The 15,619-nt window shown below is 61.3% G+C and carries 12 protein-coding genes; 10 read left to right on the forward strand and 2 right to left on the reverse strand.

Annotated features, from left to right (window positions below; translation table 11 throughout):
* The first annotated feature begins 41 nt into the window (after positions 1-41).
* The 5 genes from P0M12_RS11120 to P0M12_RS11140 all read left to right on the forward strand — a co-directional run bounded on the left by P0M12_RS11120 (position 42) and on the right by P0M12_RS11140 (position 7,113).
* Positions 42-1,139 (forward strand): hypothetical protein, encoded by a 1,098-nt coding sequence (locus tag P0M12_RS11120; RefSeq protein ID WP_042922968.1) that lies wholly within the window; start codon positions 42-44, stop codon positions 1,137-1,139.
* Positions 1,136-2,272: a CoA transferase gene (locus P0M12_RS11125; protein WP_277377721.1), complete on the forward strand. Its 1,137-nt coding sequence runs from the start codon at positions 1,136-1,138 to the stop codon at positions 2,270-2,272. The genes P0M12_RS11120 and P0M12_RS11125 overlap by 4 nt, the downstream gene beginning before the upstream one ends.
* Positions 2,273-2,352: 80 nt before the next feature.
* Positions 2,353-3,336, forward strand: coding sequence for a nitronate monooxygenase family protein (locus tag P0M12_RS11130; protein WP_193594758.1), 984 nt, complete (start codon positions 2,353-2,355; stop codon positions 3,334-3,336).
* Positions 3,337-3,932: 596 nt separating this feature from the next.
* Complete coding sequence (locus P0M12_RS11135) at positions 3,933-4,949, forward strand: hypothetical protein (protein ID WP_277377723.1); 1,017 nt, start codon at positions 3,933-3,935, stop codon at positions 4,947-4,949.
* Between the two features lie 994 nt (positions 4,950-5,943).
* Positions 5,944-7,113, forward strand: a complete 1,170-nt coding sequence (locus tag P0M12_RS11140; RefSeq protein ID WP_042922071.1) for an iron-containing alcohol dehydrogenase — start codon at positions 5,944-5,946, stop codon at positions 7,111-7,113.
* Between the two features lie 79 nt (positions 7,114-7,192).
* Here the strand turns inward: P0M12_RS11140 and P0M12_RS11145 are convergent, their stop codons facing one another.
* Positions 7,193-7,873 carry a TetR/AcrR family transcriptional regulator gene (locus tag P0M12_RS11145; RefSeq protein WP_007735574.1) on the reverse strand — a complete coding sequence of 227 codons (681 nt, stop codon included), beginning with the start codon at positions 7,871-7,873 and terminating at the stop codon, positions 7,193-7,195.
* Positions 7,860-9,467, reverse strand: coding sequence for a class I adenylate-forming enzyme family protein (locus P0M12_RS11150; RefSeq protein WP_039973508.1), 1,608 nt, complete (start codon positions 9,465-9,467; stop codon positions 7,860-7,862). Before P0M12_RS11150 ends, P0M12_RS11145 begins: the two co-directional genes overlap by 14 nt.
* A gap of 192 nt (positions 9,468-9,659) precedes the next feature.
* On the opposite strand from P0M12_RS11150, the gene P0M12_RS11155 reads away from it, so the two are divergent.
* The 5 genes from P0M12_RS11155 to P0M12_RS11175 all read left to right on the forward strand — a co-directional run bounded on the left by P0M12_RS11155 (position 9,660) and on the right by P0M12_RS11175 (position 15,613).
* Positions 9,660-11,609 carry an NAD(P)/FAD-dependent oxidoreductase gene (locus P0M12_RS11155; RefSeq protein ID WP_007735571.1) on the forward strand — a complete coding sequence of 650 codons (1,950 nt, stop codon included), beginning with the start codon at positions 9,660-9,662 and terminating at the stop codon, positions 11,607-11,609.
* A gap of 2 nt (positions 11,610-11,611) precedes the next feature.
* On the forward strand, positions 11,612-12,802 hold the full coding sequence (locus P0M12_RS11160) for a CaiB/BaiF CoA-transferase family protein (RefSeq protein ID WP_158170701.1): 1,191 nt from the start codon (positions 11,612-11,614) through the stop codon (positions 12,800-12,802).
* Between the two features lie 40 nt (positions 12,803-12,842).
* The gene (locus tag P0M12_RS11165) at positions 12,843-13,496 is read left to right on the forward strand and encodes a TetR/AcrR family transcriptional regulator (protein WP_020971347.1); all 654 of its coding nucleotides are present in this window, start codon (positions 12,843-12,845) and stop codon (positions 13,494-13,496) included.
* Between the two features lie 78 nt (positions 13,497-13,574).
* Positions 13,575-14,480 carry a metal-dependent hydrolase gene (locus tag P0M12_RS11170; protein WP_158170699.1) on the forward strand — a complete coding sequence of 302 codons (906 nt, stop codon included), beginning with the start codon at positions 13,575-13,577 and terminating at the stop codon, positions 14,478-14,480.
* The gene (locus P0M12_RS11175; protein WP_125052408.1) at positions 14,477-15,613 is read left to right on the forward strand and encodes a PDR/VanB family oxidoreductase; all 1,137 of its coding nucleotides are present in this window, start codon (positions 14,477-14,479) and stop codon (positions 15,611-15,613) included. Before P0M12_RS11170 ends, P0M12_RS11175 begins: the two co-directional genes overlap by 4 nt.
* The last annotated feature ends 6 nt before the right edge of the window (positions 15,614-15,619 follow it).

Consider the following 15,619-nt stretch of genomic DNA (forward strand, 5'->3'; position numbering starts at 1 on the left):
CATACACAATCCAGTTCGTCTACCACGAGAGAGAAGAAACGATGACACAACTCACTGACCAGTCAACACAATCCGAGTCCCAGCACGATCGCCGGCAGCTCACCGAGGCTTGGTCTGCAGTCACCGACAGCCTTGCGACATTCGGTTCGACCGCTGCCGCTACCGGATCGCCGCTGGACAGCGCCGAAGGTGTACGGCACGCACTTCGCCTGTTCGGATACCTCGCCGAGATGAACATCGAGCGCCAAGACGTGCTCCGGCCTGAACTCTTCACCCTGATGTCACCGATGCGAAAGTTCTGGGGAGACGGCATCGACGTCGACTACTGGACTGCGATGATCGACCCCAACGAGACATATCGCATTCACGGTAACCGTGGCACAGTGCCCTACGTCGCCGTCCTCGCCAATCGTGTGGGCGCGTCTGGGACCGACCGGGTCGCCGACAACATCGTCATCGACGACAAGGTGTGTGACGCGGACGGCAACTTCGAGATCTTCGTCGCACAAGAGCTGGAGGGGCGCAGCGGCATTCGGCTGGATGAGCGCTGCTTCGACGTAGTAGTTCGTGTGTATCACAAGACGCGTAACGCGGAGATCGATCCTGTTCTCCACATCGAGCGCCTCGGTCCGCCGCCTGGTGCACGCCCCGATCTCGACACGGCGTGGCTGACCCAGCGCCTCACGAAACTTGCTCGTGGCATGGACGTGAGCCTTCGACGCAGTCTTCAGCTCATCGAAACACTCAGTCAGTCTCCCAACGAGATTCGCGTGACCTCGGAGCAGCGAGGGTGGGGAGACTTCTACGGCACCAGCTCCAACCAATACGTTGCCGGCTGGTGGTCACTGAAAGACGCTACTGCCGTGGATATTACATTCACTCTCCCGGACTGCACCTACTTCGGAGTGATGCTGTACAACCACTGGTTCGAGTCCTTCGAGTACCGCGACCACACCGTCAACCTCAACGACGCACACTTCGAACGCAATGACGATGGAACGGTGACGATCCGAATCGGGGGAGCAGAAGGTGACAGAAACCGACTGAACCCCTGCAACCACACCGAAGGAATTCTGTTGGCGCGCTGCCTGGAGCCCGCTGAGGATGTCACTTCGCCTCATGTGGAGATCATTCGATGACCGACGAAGTAGACCTGCCGTTGGCAGGTGTCCGAGTAGTGGAGATCGGTCAGCTGATCGCAATACCCAGCGCCGGGCAGCAGTTGTCCGACCTCGGTGCGGAGGTCATCAAGCTCGAGCCCCCCGGCGGTGAACCGGCCCGACAAATCGACGCCGACTACGCGCGCGGCATCTTCTACGGGTACAACCGTGGAAAGCGTTCAATCTGCCTCGACCTCAAAGACTCCGCCGATCTGCAGCGAGCTCGGGATCTGATCGCATCGAGCGACATCTTGCTGCACAATCTTCGCCCGGGAACCCTCGATCGATTGGGATTCTCCTCTACCGAACTCCAACGCCTGCGACCGGAAATCATCGCCGTCTCGGTGAGCGGGTACGGGGCGGAAGGCCCGTCCGCCACCCGCGCGGGGCTCGACATCGCTGCGCAAGCAGAGAGCGGACTGATGTCGGTGACGGGTGAGGCGGATAGCCCACCACAACGTGTGGGCGCACCGGTCATAGACCATGCAACGAGCTATGTCGTCGCGCAGGCGGCACTAGCAGCGCTACTTCGACGTGAGCGCACCGGCAAAGGATCGTCCGTCCGAGTCTCCCTGCTGGACGTCGCAATCCACTTGCAGACCGCCAACTGGATCGAGTGGCAGGTATCCGGAAAGCCCATGAGTCGCAAAGGGAACGGACAACCAAGCGTCGCACCGGCAGCAGACGTCTTTCGCGCCGCCGACGGCGAGCTGGTGATCAGCGGATACCAACCGCGCGCATGGATCGAACTGTGCAAGGCGATCGACCTACCCGAGTTGGCCGACGACCCGAGGTTCACCACCAACGCGCTGCGCGTGGAAAACCGTGTTGACCTCGTCGCCACGATCGAGAAGCAGCTGTGCCACCGTAGCGCCGCGGAAGCGGTTGAGCATCTCACTGCGGCCGGAGTGGTTGCCGCACTTGTGCGTGACTACGACCAGGTGATCCGCGCCGACGACGTGGTTGCGAACCGTACCTTCATCCCCGGCACCAACGAACGTGGCGAACAATACTTGACGCCTGCCATGCCCTATCGCGCCGAACCTCCGATGGCACGAACTGAACTTTCACAGGTTCCGGCCTTGAACGAGTGGACAACATCGACGCGCTGAATGCGCCGTTCGGGTCGAAATTGACTTTGCACCAACGTAACTGACAAACAGATAGCCATGCACCATCGAGGAGATGTCCAGTGCTGACCACCGCATTTACCGAGACGTTCGGAGTTCGCCACCCAATCGTGCAGGGCGGCATGCAATGGGTGGGGAGAGCAGAACTCGTAGCGGCAGTTGCAAACGCCGGCGCGCTCGGCATGCTCACTGCCCTGACACAGCCGACACCTGACGATCTTGCCCGAGAAATATCCCGAACGCGCGAGCTCACCGATCAACCTTTCGGGGTCAACCTCACAATCCTCCCGACGATCACACCTCCGCCCTACGATGAGTATCGCAACGTGATCATCGACTGCGGAGTGAAAGTCGTCGAGACAGCTGGATCGTCTCCCGCGCCCCATCTGCCGCACTTTCACGGCGCAGGCATCAAGGTGCTCCACAAGTGCACCAGCGTCCGCCACGCGGCCAAAGCCCAAGTCCTCGGCGTCGACGGCATCAGCATCGACGGGTTCGAATGTGCCGGGCATCCAGGGGAAGACGACGTACCGGGTCTCGTCCTCATCGCTGCAGCAGCAGAGCGGATCAGCATTCCCATGATCGCGTCCGGTGGATTTGCCGATGGGCGAGGATTAGTGGCGGCCCTCGCGCTCGGCGCCGACGGCATCAACATGGGCACTCGGTTCATGTGTACCGAGGAGTCCCCGATTCACCACAACATCAAGCAGGCGATAGTCGCTGCCTCGGAGGTCGACACGGAGCTGATTTTCAGGTCACTGCGCAATACCGCTCGCGTAGCACGCAACAGCATCAGCCAAGAAGTTGTCGAAATCCTCTCCAGTGGTGGCAAATTCGAAGACGTTCGACATCTTGTGGCCGGTGCGCGGGGCCGAGCGGTGTTCGACAGCGGCGACCAGGAGGCTGGCATCTGGACGGCTGGCACTGTGCAAGGATTGATTCACGACATCCCCACAGTGGGTGAATTGGTGGAACGAATTGTCACAGAGGCCGAAGCACTGATTGCCGGACGGCTTACCGGCCTCCTGGACCCAGTCAGCGCCTGACTACGTCCGAACCCACTGGGCGCTACCGTCGGCCAGTTCTTCGCGAATGCCCCTGCCGTTGCGCTCGTCGACCCGCGTGCCGCCGATACCTCGTCCTCGATGCGTCGTGCGGTGACGGGGAGCTCTTCCAGATCGCCTCGCGGCTTGCCATCGCCGCTCGATCGTTTCGGGTGCGTCCGGACGATCATTGACGTCAGGACGAGGAAAGGAGGTGTACTCCGAATTGCTTGGGGTCATCAGAGTGACGACCGCAAGGATTTCGATCGGCACCGAACACGATCTACTCGACGTTGTGGCCATGGGGCTACCAAAACATCACCGTCGGCCCGCAGCAGCTCCCCCCATTACGTCCACCGACATTTCTTGGCTTCGACTGCATACAGCAAGGACGAGAGCCCGGCGCGCCCGTCCCGACTGTGCGATCGTCGAAGTCGTCTGACAACCCTTTCAAGGCACCTACTCCCTATGGCGCCCCGATCCCCGCAACAATCTTGCGCTTGACCGAACACTGAAGTCTCACGCGCCCGATAGCGTTCGCGATAGAATCCGATATTTCGCTCGCATCGTCCGGGGCACACCGAAGGGGAATCAAGAGCATGCATGCGGTACCGACCCGGAGGGCGAAATTCGTTGCAGCGGGATTGATCATCGCTGTGGCTACTGCTGGTGCTATCGGTGTATCGAAGATCTTCGCTGCACGCCCATCCTCTGCGAATATCGAAGAGACCATCACGAAAGCGGAACGTGGACGGCACAATCCAGCGTGTGAACCCATCCCGTCGAGGCCCGATGCAGCTACGTTGCGTCGCTCTTCTGACGCGTCGGTTCGTTTGACGAACGTGGTACAGACTGCTGCGCAGCTCTTGCGAGTCAACGGAGCGGCTTGGGGGCCCCAAGTCGCTGTCGGTACTGAGCTATCCATTGATGAAGCTTTCGAGAACGCCGGTTCGATTCCCGGAGATGCGATAGTCGCAGAAGCGGAGTGGCTTCGTCAGGCGCAACGAGATGGACTCTACGACGACGCAGATCGTTCGCTCGATTCGCTTGTCCGGCACATCGAGTCGACAACCATCACGGACGTCGACCTCGCCAGCCATCTGGGGCCGAATTGGCCCGCAGTAATCGATGTCGTCGGGACTGTCGCCGTGATCGGGTTCGAGGAGTACGTGAGCAAGGTGCGCGCGTCACCCCCGATGAGAGCAGCTGACGCGCTCGACCTTCGATCCGCGTTGCGGGAGAACGCGGTAGCCCTCGGCCTGGAGGCGGAGTGGGACGGCGCTCAGGAGTTGGTCGCTCTCTACTTTCAAGGATGCACTTCGGCCGCGCTGAGCCGGCGAGAAGCGAACCTTTCGGTCGAGGATTACATCCATGATTGGGACCTGGCGGAGGCTCTGGCACGCGACGCCGTAGCTGCTGCTTTCGCAGCAGATCTCACGAGCAACGAGAACCGTGGACGAGTCGAGATCTTGGCTCGAGGTCTTCAAATCATCCAGGCGCCAGACGAATTGGGTCCGAACGATCGGTTGACCCGGTCCGTGGATCCGAACGAAAACTTGCATCCGGACGAGGTCGCGCTTCTCGAACTGGAAGATCCATTGATCGAGGGCGAGTGACACGACCAGGGCCTCCGGCGAGGGTGGCGCGGCAAGCAGAAAAGGCGGTTGCCGATGTGACACCGCGCTCTTAGAACCGAAGTGACGCAACATCATCGTGATCTGCTCTTCGGGGCCCCTTGCTCACGCAGATAACGCAGCACCTCCTTTCGATACGCAGGTAATCGAACCCCGAAATCATGTCCTCGAGCTGACGGTCCATCCAGTCGAAAAACAGTTCGCGTCGTACGACAGCAGCGGATTTACCGTGGGTATGCCCAGTCTCGAAGCCCCAGCAGAAGCCGAGGGTCTCGACTAACTTTGCCGGACCGACTGCAATGGTCAGCTTCGGCGGAGTGAATCTCGGAAGAAGAACCTTCGTCCCCGATATGCAAAGTCTCTTTGCAGCGGGATCGGCCCGCGGCACGCCTCGCGATAATTGTTCACCTCAGTGCCGCTGTTCCGACCAAGGAAAGTTCGAGGCGCTTCTCCACGGCGAAGTCGATGCATGTCGCGCCGCCGACACCATTCACCTGAGTGCCGGGAAGGGTGCGCACTGGATTCGGCGTCCGTCACCAGAGTGCCAGTGATGGCTACAGCCCCAGTACTCAACCCAGGCGTCATCACGCAGCTGTTCCCGAAATTAGGCAATCGGCGGTTAGGTAATTCGACCTTTTGGGGATCGAATCCACCGTAACCGATTCTCGCCCTCCACTGGAGATGCAACGGCGCGCCGCCGAGAGCCATGAGGATTTCTGAAAAACTGCAGATCAAGTCAGTATTGACGCCCACGGACTAACCTCGCCCTCTGGTTCCGCTGGCCAAAAGACAAACGATTGTGGCGTGCGCCACAAATCTTCTATAGGGTAACCATTGTTAGCCTGCGACGGGGTGCGAGACATTTCCCAGCGCCGGATCCACGCTCTATCCCACTCCTGAACAGACCGAGCGAGAGCTGAGCGCTCTTGACGACGTCGTGGTGGATTGAGGATCAAGAAAGAAAGATGGTATTGCCGTGCAGTCATCACTTGTCTCTCTGCCGTCCATGGAGAGAGTCCGCATTGGCGCTCCGGTCGCGGAGGCCGCGGCCCAGGAAGCAGAGTTGCTCGGGGCGAACCGAGTCTTCGTCGTATGTAGCGGGACGCTCAACTCGCAGACCGACGAGATCGCTCGGGTGATCGAGGCATTGGGTGATCGATTCGTGGGACTGTTCGATGCGGTTCGACCTCATGTACCGCGCGAAGACGTCATTGCTGCCACCCGAGTTGCTGCCGACGCCGATCCGGACATGCTGTTGTGCGTGGGCGGCGGATCGGCGACGGACCTGGCGAAGATCCTTGCAATCACTCTGGAGCACGGAGTTCGCGAGGCATCGCAAATGGACGCCTACCACCTGCAGGTCAATCCCGACACATCGGTGACCGCCCCCACCTTCTCCGCCCCGAAGATCCCGGTAGTGGTGGCGCCCACGACCCTGGCGGGAGGTGAGTTCAACGCGTTGGCCGGGTCGACGGATGAGAAGAGCAACGTCAAAGAGGGTTACTTGCATCCGGCAATGACCCCGAAGGCTGTCATCCTCGATCCTGCACTCACGCTGCACACTCCGGAGTGGCTGTGGCTATCGACCGGGGTTCGCGCACTGGACCACGCCTTCGAGACCCTGGGCTCGCTCGAATCGAACGGATACTACGACGGGATGGCGATGAATGCCATACGACTGCTCTCCGAAGGACTCGTCCGAGTGAAGGAGAACACCGACGACGTGGATGCGCGTCTGATGTGCCAGGTCGGTGCGTGGTCGTCAATGGTCGCGATCGTCGCAGGCCTCGACATGGGCGTCAGCCATGCCGTCGGGCATGCACTCGGCGGTTCGTTCAACGTCCCACACGGGTACACCTCCTGCGTCATGGCGCCCTTCGCGCTCGAGTACAACCGCGAAGTCAACGAGCATCGCCAGGCGCTGATCAGTGCGTCCTTGGGTGCGCCGCAAACGCCCGCACACGAGTTGGCGGACTCGCTCATCCGGCGGCTCGGCATGCCGAGATCGCTGGGAGAAGTCGGGCTGACCGAAAACGACCTCCCCAGTCTGGCTACGTACACGTTCAAGGACATCTGGTGCGGGACCAATCCGAACCCCATCGCGAATCCGGATGCTTTGGTTCCTTTGTTGCGGCGGGCACTCTGATCGAGCTCGAAAACAAGTGATCCCCCTCCACGTCGGGTGGAGGGGGATCACTTGTTTTCGGGCTGAACGGGCGTAACCGTCAGCTGGGCGTACCGCCGTTACCACTCTGCGTTCCGGGACGGTGACGGAGAATTCCGACGACGATGTAATCCACGTAGGTTGCCACCAGCGCCTCGATATCGTGGTCGTCTCGAAGCCACCAGCTCACGCCATTCATGAGGTCGAGCACCGCAACAGCCGCACGCTGTGGGTCGGCGATCTCGAACTCTCCGGCGCGGACCCCGGCAGCAATCACATCGCGCACACGCCTCTGGTAGTACTTGCGGTACTCGAGCACCCTCATACGGTGTTCGTCGGTAAGCGCCGAGATCTCTCGTAGGCTTACCAGATGCTCGACCCTGTTCATCGCCAAATACCGCAGATGAACATCGATCAGCGAGGTGAGTCGCTCGACCGGAGTTCCAGTCTCGTCGAGGACAAGTAGATGCTCCTCGACCGGGTCCCGGGTCATCTTGAGCGCGATCGCGTAGAGGATCTCCTCTTTCGAGGTGAAGTGGTTGTAGAGGCTCGCGCCCTTGATTCCCACCGAATCTGCGATGCCACGCATGCCTGCCGAGTGGTAGCCCTGATCAGCGAAGTATTCGGCCGCCGCGGCCAGTATGTCGTCACGTCTGCTTGGAAGCCCTTCAAGCCGTGGTCGACCGGATCCGGGTGTCGCGCTGCTGGCAGGATCGATGTTCAGCGTTTCAGTCCTTTGCATACAGGCGGCGTAGTTCTCTCTTGAGCAGCTTCCCCTGAGGGTCCGTGGGCAGCTCATCCACAATCTTGATCGCCTTTGGAACCTTATAGCCTGCGAGCACGGTCTTGCAGTGGTCTCGCAACTCCTGGCCGGTGAGGTCGCTGCCGTCTATGACGATGACGAAGCCTGTGACCGCCTCGGACCAGTATTCGTCCGGAAGTCCCACGACGGCGGCGCGCGACACCTCGGGGTGGGCTTGTAGTACGCGCTCGACCTCCTGCGAGGACACGTTGTAGCCGCCCGTCTTGATCATGTCCTTGCTGCGATCGAGGAAGAACATGTTGCCCTCCGAATCGCGACGTACGATGTCGCCGGTGTGGACCCAACCACCGTCGAGGACAGCGGCGGTCTTCTCGGGATCCTTGTAGTAACCCAGCATCACCGACGGCGTGCGACAGAGGAGTTCACCTCGCTCTGCTTCATTTCCGTCGGCATCGACCACCTTGACCTCGAGATGGCCTACAGGCTTGCCGATCCAGGTCGGATCCTGATCGGGAATGTCCTCGAGTCGCTTGAACCAGCCGACGGAGCCCAACTGCGTCAACTCGGACTGACCCCAGTAGGTGCCCCACACCGATGCGGGCGCCGCGTGGTGCCATGCGTCCACCGTTCGCGGCGAGACCTGACCTCCATAGGTCAGGCAGCGCTGGATGGTCCCGACAGTCTCAGGACCGAAGTCAGGATGATCTGCGAGCGAGATGAAGAACGTCGGGGTTTGAGCCAGGACGGTGATCTGCTCCGCTTTGATCATGTGCAAAGCGTCGGCAGGCGCGAGGCTGGCCGGGAGCACGAGCGTCGCTCCCAACAGCAGGAGCGAGGTCAGGGAGCCGATTCCGGCAATAGTGTGGAATGGCATGACGTAGAGCCAGACGTCATCGTCCAGGCATCGCAGTCCCCATGTGTACGCAGGTGCAGTGGAGACCAGGTAGTTGCGATGCGGCAGCATGACGCCCTTCGGAGCCGCCTCGGTTCCACTGGTGTACACGATCATTGCGAGATCGTGCTCGTCGACATCGCAATCCGGCTCTGTCGGCGACGAGGACTCGAGGAGTTGATCGAAGCAGTGGCCGCCGAACTCGTCCGTGCTGTCGAGAACAACGATTTCGGGGCGGGTACCGAGTCCCGCCAGCGCTTCTTCCAGTACCGGCAGGAATTCCGCGGCCACGACCACAACCGCGGGCTCGAGGTGCCCGATCTGTTGAGCCACTTCGTTCGGCCCGAAAAGGACATTGATGCCGGAGTACACCGCCCCTATTTTGAGAGCACCGTAGTAGGCGACTACCGACTCCACGCGATTGCGGGCCATCACGGCGACCCGGTCACCGCGGGAAACACCGAGTCCGAGGAACATGTGGGATGCCCGGTTGGCATCCTGATTGAGCGCACCGTAGGTGGTCACGGTGCGTCGACCACCTGGGGCATACGACACGATCGCCGGCTTCGAGTGTCGACTCTGCGAGTGGCGGCGAAGCTGGTCGCCCAACGTCGCTCGCCCTAGCGGTGACGACTGGGTCGCTGTGAGGGATCGGACAAGCGGACCTGAACTCCGTCGCATATCAGTGGCATCCGATTCGACACTTGTCGACAGATCCATGGTTCCTCAACTTCCTGAATGCTTACCGCGGTTAGTATGATGTGGCTCATACTGTCATCGGCATCCACGCGGGTCAAGCAGAGTTTCCAAGCAACAATGGGAATATCGAAATCACACTTGGTTGTGTCGCTAACGGCTGTTAGCCTGCATGACATGACTATCGTCACTGACCTGGACCGTGACCACCTGCGTTCGGCGGTGTTACGGGGCAACGTTCCGACCATGCTCGCCGTGTTGCTGGAGCTGACCGCCGATGAGCGGTGGGTGGCACCCCGCTATCAACCCACGCGCAGTCGGGGCATGGATGACAACTCCACGGGAGGACTTCCGGAGGAAGTTCAGTCCGAAATCCGGAGCGCGTTGATCGACGCAGTGGAACGCTGGTGGACGCTGGACGAGCCGTCCCGGCGGACGCTGGACAGCTCGGAAGTCGAGCGAATCCTCAACTTCACCTGCAGCGAGACCGTGCCGCCGGACTTCGCGCCGATGATGGCGGAGATAGTCAATGGTCCGCAGATCAAGCCTGCCACCGCCAAGTGCGACGAGCGACTCCACGCCATCGTGATCGGAGCCGGCATCGCGGGGATGCTGGCCTCCGTCGAGCTCACCCGCGCTGGAATCCCTCACGTGATCCTGGAGAAGAACGACGACGTCGGCGGATCATGGTGGGAGAACCGCTATCCGGGCGCCGGAGTTGATACACCGAGCCACCTTTACTCGATCTCGTCGTTCCCTCGTAACTGGTCGACCCATTTCGGCAAGCGCGACGAGGTTCAGGGATATCTCGAGGACTTTGCGGAGGCCAACGACATCCGGCGCAATGTCCGCTTCCGCCATGAGGTGACGCGCGCCGAGTTCGAGGAGTCGAAACAGAGTTGGCGTGTGTCCGTCCAGCGACCAGGTGAGGCGCCGGAGACCCTCGAGGCTCCCATCCTGATCAGCGCGGTCGGTCTGCTCAATCGTCCGAAGATCCCGCATCTACCGGGAATCGAGACCTTCCGTGGTCGCCTCTTCCACTCCGCCGAGTGGCCGAACGAGCTCGACGATCCCGAGTCGCTCCGCGGAAAGCGAGTGGGCATCGTCGGTACCGGAGCCAGTGCTATGCAGATCGGCCCGGCCATCGCGGATCGTGTCGGATCGCTGACGATCTTCCAGCGCTCACCACAGTGGATCGCACCGAACGACGACTACTTCACGACCATCGACGACGGCGTCCACTGGCTGATGGACAACATCCCCGGCTATCGCGAGTGGTACCGGGCGCGTCTGTCGTGGATCTTCAACGACAAGGTGTACTCGTCCCTCCAGGTCGACCCCGACTGGCCAGAGCCGAGCGCCTCGATCAATGCGACCAACCATGGTCATCGCAAGTTCTACGAACGCTATCTCCGCGATCAGCTGGGTGATCGAACAGATCTGATCGAGGCATCTCTTCCGGACTATCCGCCCTTTGGTAAGCGAATGCTGCTGGACAATGGCTGGTTCACGATGCTTCGTAAGCCCGACGTCACACTGGTGCCCCACGGAGTCGACGCCCTGACACCTTCTGGACTCGTCGACACGAACGGCGTCGAGCACCAGCTGGACGTCATTGTCATGGCGACGGGTTTCCACAGTGTGCGCGTTCTTTACCCGATGGACATCGTCGGTCGATCCGGCCGGTCCACCGGAGAAATCTGGGGCGAGCACGACGCGCGCGCCTACCTGGGAATCACAGTTCCTGACTTCCCCAATTTCTTCGTCATGACCGGACCGAACACCGGCCTGGGACATGGGGGGAGCTTCATCACGATCCTGGAATGTCAGGTCCGCTACATCATGGATGCCTTGAAGTTGATGCAATCGGAAAACCTCGGCGCGATGGAGTGCCGGGCCGAGGTCAACGATCGATACAACGAGGCCGTCGACCGACAGCACGCACAGATGGTCTGGACCCATCCGGCAATGGAGAACTGGTACCGAAACCCGGACGGTCGCGTCGTGTCGGTCCTTCCATGGCGGATCAACGACTACTGGGCCATGACCTACCGAGTCGACCCGGCAGATTTTCGTACCGAGCCGGCACGCTCCGAGTCGGTCCCGACTCCGACCGCGCGAGGGTGATCATGCAGGACGAAGCCACCGGCGGAGTGCACGGCGGGCCGCTGTCGGGTATCCGGGTCATTGAAATGGAGGCCATAGGGCCGCTACTGCACGCCGGTCTGATGTTGGCAGATCTTGGCGCCGATGTCGTGCGCATCGTGCGCCCCATCTCGATGGGAGCAGATGACGGAATCGACGATGCGAATGCGGGGATGCTCCGAGGGCGGACCGAACTCACTGCAGATCTGACCAAGACCGAAGATCTCGCCAAGGTGCGCAGGCTGATCGGCCGAGCGGACGTCCTGATGGAGGGCTCTCGGCCCGGCACGATGGAGAAGCTCGGCCTGGGCTCCGAGATCTGCCTGCAGGACAATCCGGGGCTGATCTACGGCCGAATGAGTGGCTGGGGCCAGAAGGGACCGATGGCCCGAGAAGCCGGGCACGACCTGAACTACCTTGCGCTTTCGGGCGCGCTCGAACAGCTCGGACCGGCTTCCGGGCCGCCGTCACCGCCGCTGAACTACGTCGGGAACTTCGGCGGCGGATCGATGTTCCTGCTCGTAGGAGTACTTGCCGCGCTGCACGAAAGAGAACGCACTGGCCGAGGCCAGGTGGTGGATACAGCGATGGTCGACGGCGCCAGTTCGTTGACTGCGCTCGTCCGATCGTGGCAGCATGCCGGCCGCTGGTCAGCCCGTCGTGGAACCAACCTCCTCGACGGATCTGCCCCGTTCTACCGCGCGTACGAGTGCGCAGACCACAGGTACATGGCGGTAGGGGCCCTCGAAGACGTGTACTACGACCGCTTCGTGTTCGGACTCGGATTGGATCCCGCCTCATTGCCGAATCGCTGGGACCAATCGACCTGGGACGACTTGTCCGAACGCTTCGGCAGAACCTTCGCCACACACGATCGCGACGCCTGGGTCGAGGTCTTCGACGGCCTGAACGCTTGTGTCACACCCGTGCTCACACTCCACGAGGCAACACTCCACGACCATGCAATACAGCGGACGGCCTTCGTCGATGCAGGAGGCTTTTCGATGCCCTCCGCCGCACCACGGCTGGACTCGTCACAGGGAGCAGCCCCACCACGGAGAAACGACGAACTGGACGCAACCGTGTCGCGATGGGAGATTGCCTCAGAGCGCCTCGGGGGCAATTCCACTCGACATCGGTCCACTCGCATGGCTGTTGGTCCACAGACGTGGTGAGCGAGAGAACCGATGGCGCCAGGCGGGCTACGATTTCGGTATGCGCAGGCTGGCTGGATCGTTCGATCGTGACCTCCCCGGGTTGCCGCGTGGCCGCGGCCGACTGGCTGTGGACGAGGTCCAAGACGCGCAACGCGATCGCATTCTGCGTGCGGTGATCTCGTCGACGGCGGAGAAGGGGATCGCCTCGACCACGATCGCCGATGTCGTCGGGCGTGCCAGGGTGTCTCGTCAAGCTTTCTACAAGCAGTTCGAGAGCAAAGAAGCGTGCTTGATCGCGGCGATCGACGCCGGCATCGAGGTGATCGTCTCCAACATCACCTCGACACAAAGCTCGACCGCCAATTTATCTCTACACGAACAGCTTTCGGCTGTCATCGAGAAGTATCTCGAGACGTGTTCGTCCGAACCGGAGTTCGTGCGAGCCTGGGTGGTGGACCTACCTGTGGCCGGCCCGGCCGGGGTGGCGAAGCGCAACGAGTACGTGGAACTGCTCGCCGATGCATTGCTCGTCGGCTACTCGTCCAAGTCTTCAGAAGCCCCGGGGCGTGAAGTGTTTCTCGCGGCGATCGGCGGTTGCAACGAGTTGTTCTACCGCCAGGTGGTTGACGGGTCGAATTCGTACATGAATCTTCATGCGCCGATCATGTCCTTCCTTGAACGGGTACTGGATCTCTCGTCCAACCCTTCGTAGTCCGGTGTTGACAAGCCAAGGGTAGATCGCCATGCTCATTCATAAGTACTGCTGCGTACTTATGAATGAGGAGTGGTCATGCGAATTACGAGTGGACTGACACAGAGTCCGATCGCACCGCCCGGCCGGGTAGCGATCCGTCCGCGGCGAGTCGATTTCGACTGGGAGAAAGCGCCTTTGGTGTGGTTGCCGAACGAGCCGATCGCCTCATACCTCCTCAGCTCGATGAACCTCGTCATCCCGGAGGGCGAACGGATGATGATCCAGGCCTTCGAGCAGGCCCTCCCGGACGTGCACGACGAGAAGCTTCGCGAGGACATGCTCGGTTTCATGGGTCAAGAACTGCTGCACGCAGAGGCGCATGACGAGGTCATGAATCAGGTGTTCACACGGCACGGGATCGACCCGGCCCCGTTCAACCGCCAGATGCAGTATTTCTTCCGTAGCACTTTGGGCATCGGTGACGACTCCGATCCGCAGGCCGTCCGGCAGCGTCTGATCGAGCGTCTCGGGATTTGCGCGTCTTCGGAGCATATGTTCGCGTTCGTGGGCGACTGGGCGTTGAACGCGGACTTGGAGAAATTCGGCGCGGATCCGCAGATGCTTGACCTCTATCGGTGGCATGGGGCCGAAGAGGTCGAGCATCGTGCCGTGGCACACGAGGTCGCCACGTACTTCGGAGTCGGCTACTTTCGCCGCTGTATCTCCATGATCATCACGTGGCCAATCTTTTTGGGGTGGTTGCTCCGTGCTGCGATGTATCTGAGCCGCAACGACCCCAACACGCCGAACATCGGTTATCCACGATTGCTACTGGAATTCGTCCGCGCCGGACGCCGCGGACTGGTGCCTGGTGTATCGAAATGGTTCTGGAGCGGTGTGTCGACGTTCGTGCCGGGATTTCACCCCGACAGTGTGGGGTCCACCGCCCAGGCCCTCGCCTACGTCGCGCAATCGCCAGCGGCCAAGCGGGTCAACACATGACACCCAACGCGCCCGAACTCACACAGCGGTGGCCGGCCCCCCGCGAGATCCCGGTCGACCTACGTCGCGGCAAGCGCCGCGACTCGATTCTGCGCATTCTGGACGTCCTGGTCTCCACGCAGGTCAAGTTGGCGGTCTTGATTCATCGCGACGAGCCACCGGAAAACCGGATCGACGAGTACAAGACAACGCTCACGGTGTCGGAGCGCACGACGGTGGCCACCGACAACGACGTGGTCAGTCTCGAACTGCGAGCACCTGACGGCAGCGACCTCGAACGGTGGTATCCCGGGGCACACCTCGACCTGTACCTGCCCTCGGGACGGATACGTCAGTACTCGCTGTGCGGCGATCCCGCCGATCGACGCTGCTACCGGATCGCGGTACGCCGGATTCCTGATGGTGGCGGCGGATCGAACGAGGTGCACGACGAGTTGCCAGTCGGTACCGTCGTCGGCGTTCGCGGTCCACGCAACGCGTTCGGGTTCGTCGAACCCGGGCGAATCGAGCGCGCGAAGCGCGTTCACTTCGTGGCGGGTGGCATCGGCATCACACCGATACTGCCGATGGTCCGCGAGGCGGAGCGCATGGGCCTGGATTGGTCGCTGATGTACGTCGGTCGCGAGCGCCGCACACTACCGTTCCTCGAGGAATTGTCGCCGTTTGGTGATCGGGTCACCATCCGCACCGACGACGAATACGGCCTACCCGCAGCGAACGATCTTCTCCCGCCGAATGTCCGCAGCGGCGACGCGATCTACTGTTGCGGTCCGGTCCCGATGATGGACCTGATCACAGCTAGTGTGCGCAACGAGCCCGGTGTGGAAGTGCACGCCGAACGCTTCTCCGCCGCACCGGTCGTCGATGGACGACCCTTCCGCATCCAACTGGCTCGCACCGGTCAGGTCATCGATGTCGCCGCCGACCAGACCGCACTGGACGCGGTGCTGCGTGTGAACCCGAAAGCCCCCTATTCATGTCGTCAGGGCTTCTGCGGCACCTGCATGGTCCACGTCAGCGACGGCGACGTCGATCATCGTGACAATTCGTTGAGCCCAGCCGAGCGCGCCGCCGGCAAGATGCTCCTGTGCGTTTCGCGGAGCAACAGTCCCTGCCTGACGGTCACCACATGAATCCAC

It is taken from the genome of Rhodococcus sp. RCBS9 (assembly GCF_029457415.1).
Lineage (GTDB): Bacteria > Actinomycetota > Actinomycetes > Mycobacteriales > Mycobacteriaceae > Rhodococcus_F > Rhodococcus_F qingshengii.

Coding starts and splice junctions, on each gene's coding strand:
- P0M12_RS11125 (WP_277377721.1), top strand. CDS start 1,136: ATGACCGACGAAGTAGACCTGCCGTTGGCAGGTGTCCGAGTAGTGGAG.
- P0M12_RS11170 (WP_158170699.1), top strand. CDS start 13,575: ATGCGAATTACGAGTGGACTGACACAGAGTCCGATCGCACCGCCCGGC.
- P0M12_RS11150 (WP_039973508.1), bottom strand. CDS start 9,467: ATGCGACGGAGTTCAGGTCCGCTTGTCCGATCCCTCACAGCGACCCAG.
- P0M12_RS11120 (WP_042922968.1), top strand. CDS start 42: ATGACACAACTCACTGACCAGTCAACACAATCCGAGTCCCAGCACGAT.
- P0M12_RS11165 (WP_020971347.1), top strand. CDS start 12,843: ATGCGCAGGCTGGCTGGATCGTTCGATCGTGACCTCCCCGGGTTGCCG.
- P0M12_RS11155 (WP_007735571.1), top strand. CDS start 9,660: ATGACTATCGTCACTGACCTGGACCGTGACCACCTGCGTTCGGCGGTG.
- P0M12_RS11175 (WP_125052408.1), top strand. CDS start 14,477: ATGACACCCAACGCGCCCGAACTCACACAGCGGTGGCCGGCCCCCCGC.
- P0M12_RS11135 (WP_277377723.1), top strand. CDS start 3,933: ATGCATGCGGTACCGACCCGGAGGGCGAAATTCGTTGCAGCGGGATTG.
- P0M12_RS11160 (WP_158170701.1), top strand. CDS start 11,612: ATGCAGGACGAAGCCACCGGCGGAGTGCACGGCGGGCCGCTGTCGGGT.
- P0M12_RS11145 (WP_007735574.1), bottom strand. CDS start 7,873: ATGCAAAGGACTGAAACGCTGAACATCGATCCTGCCAGCAGCGCGACA.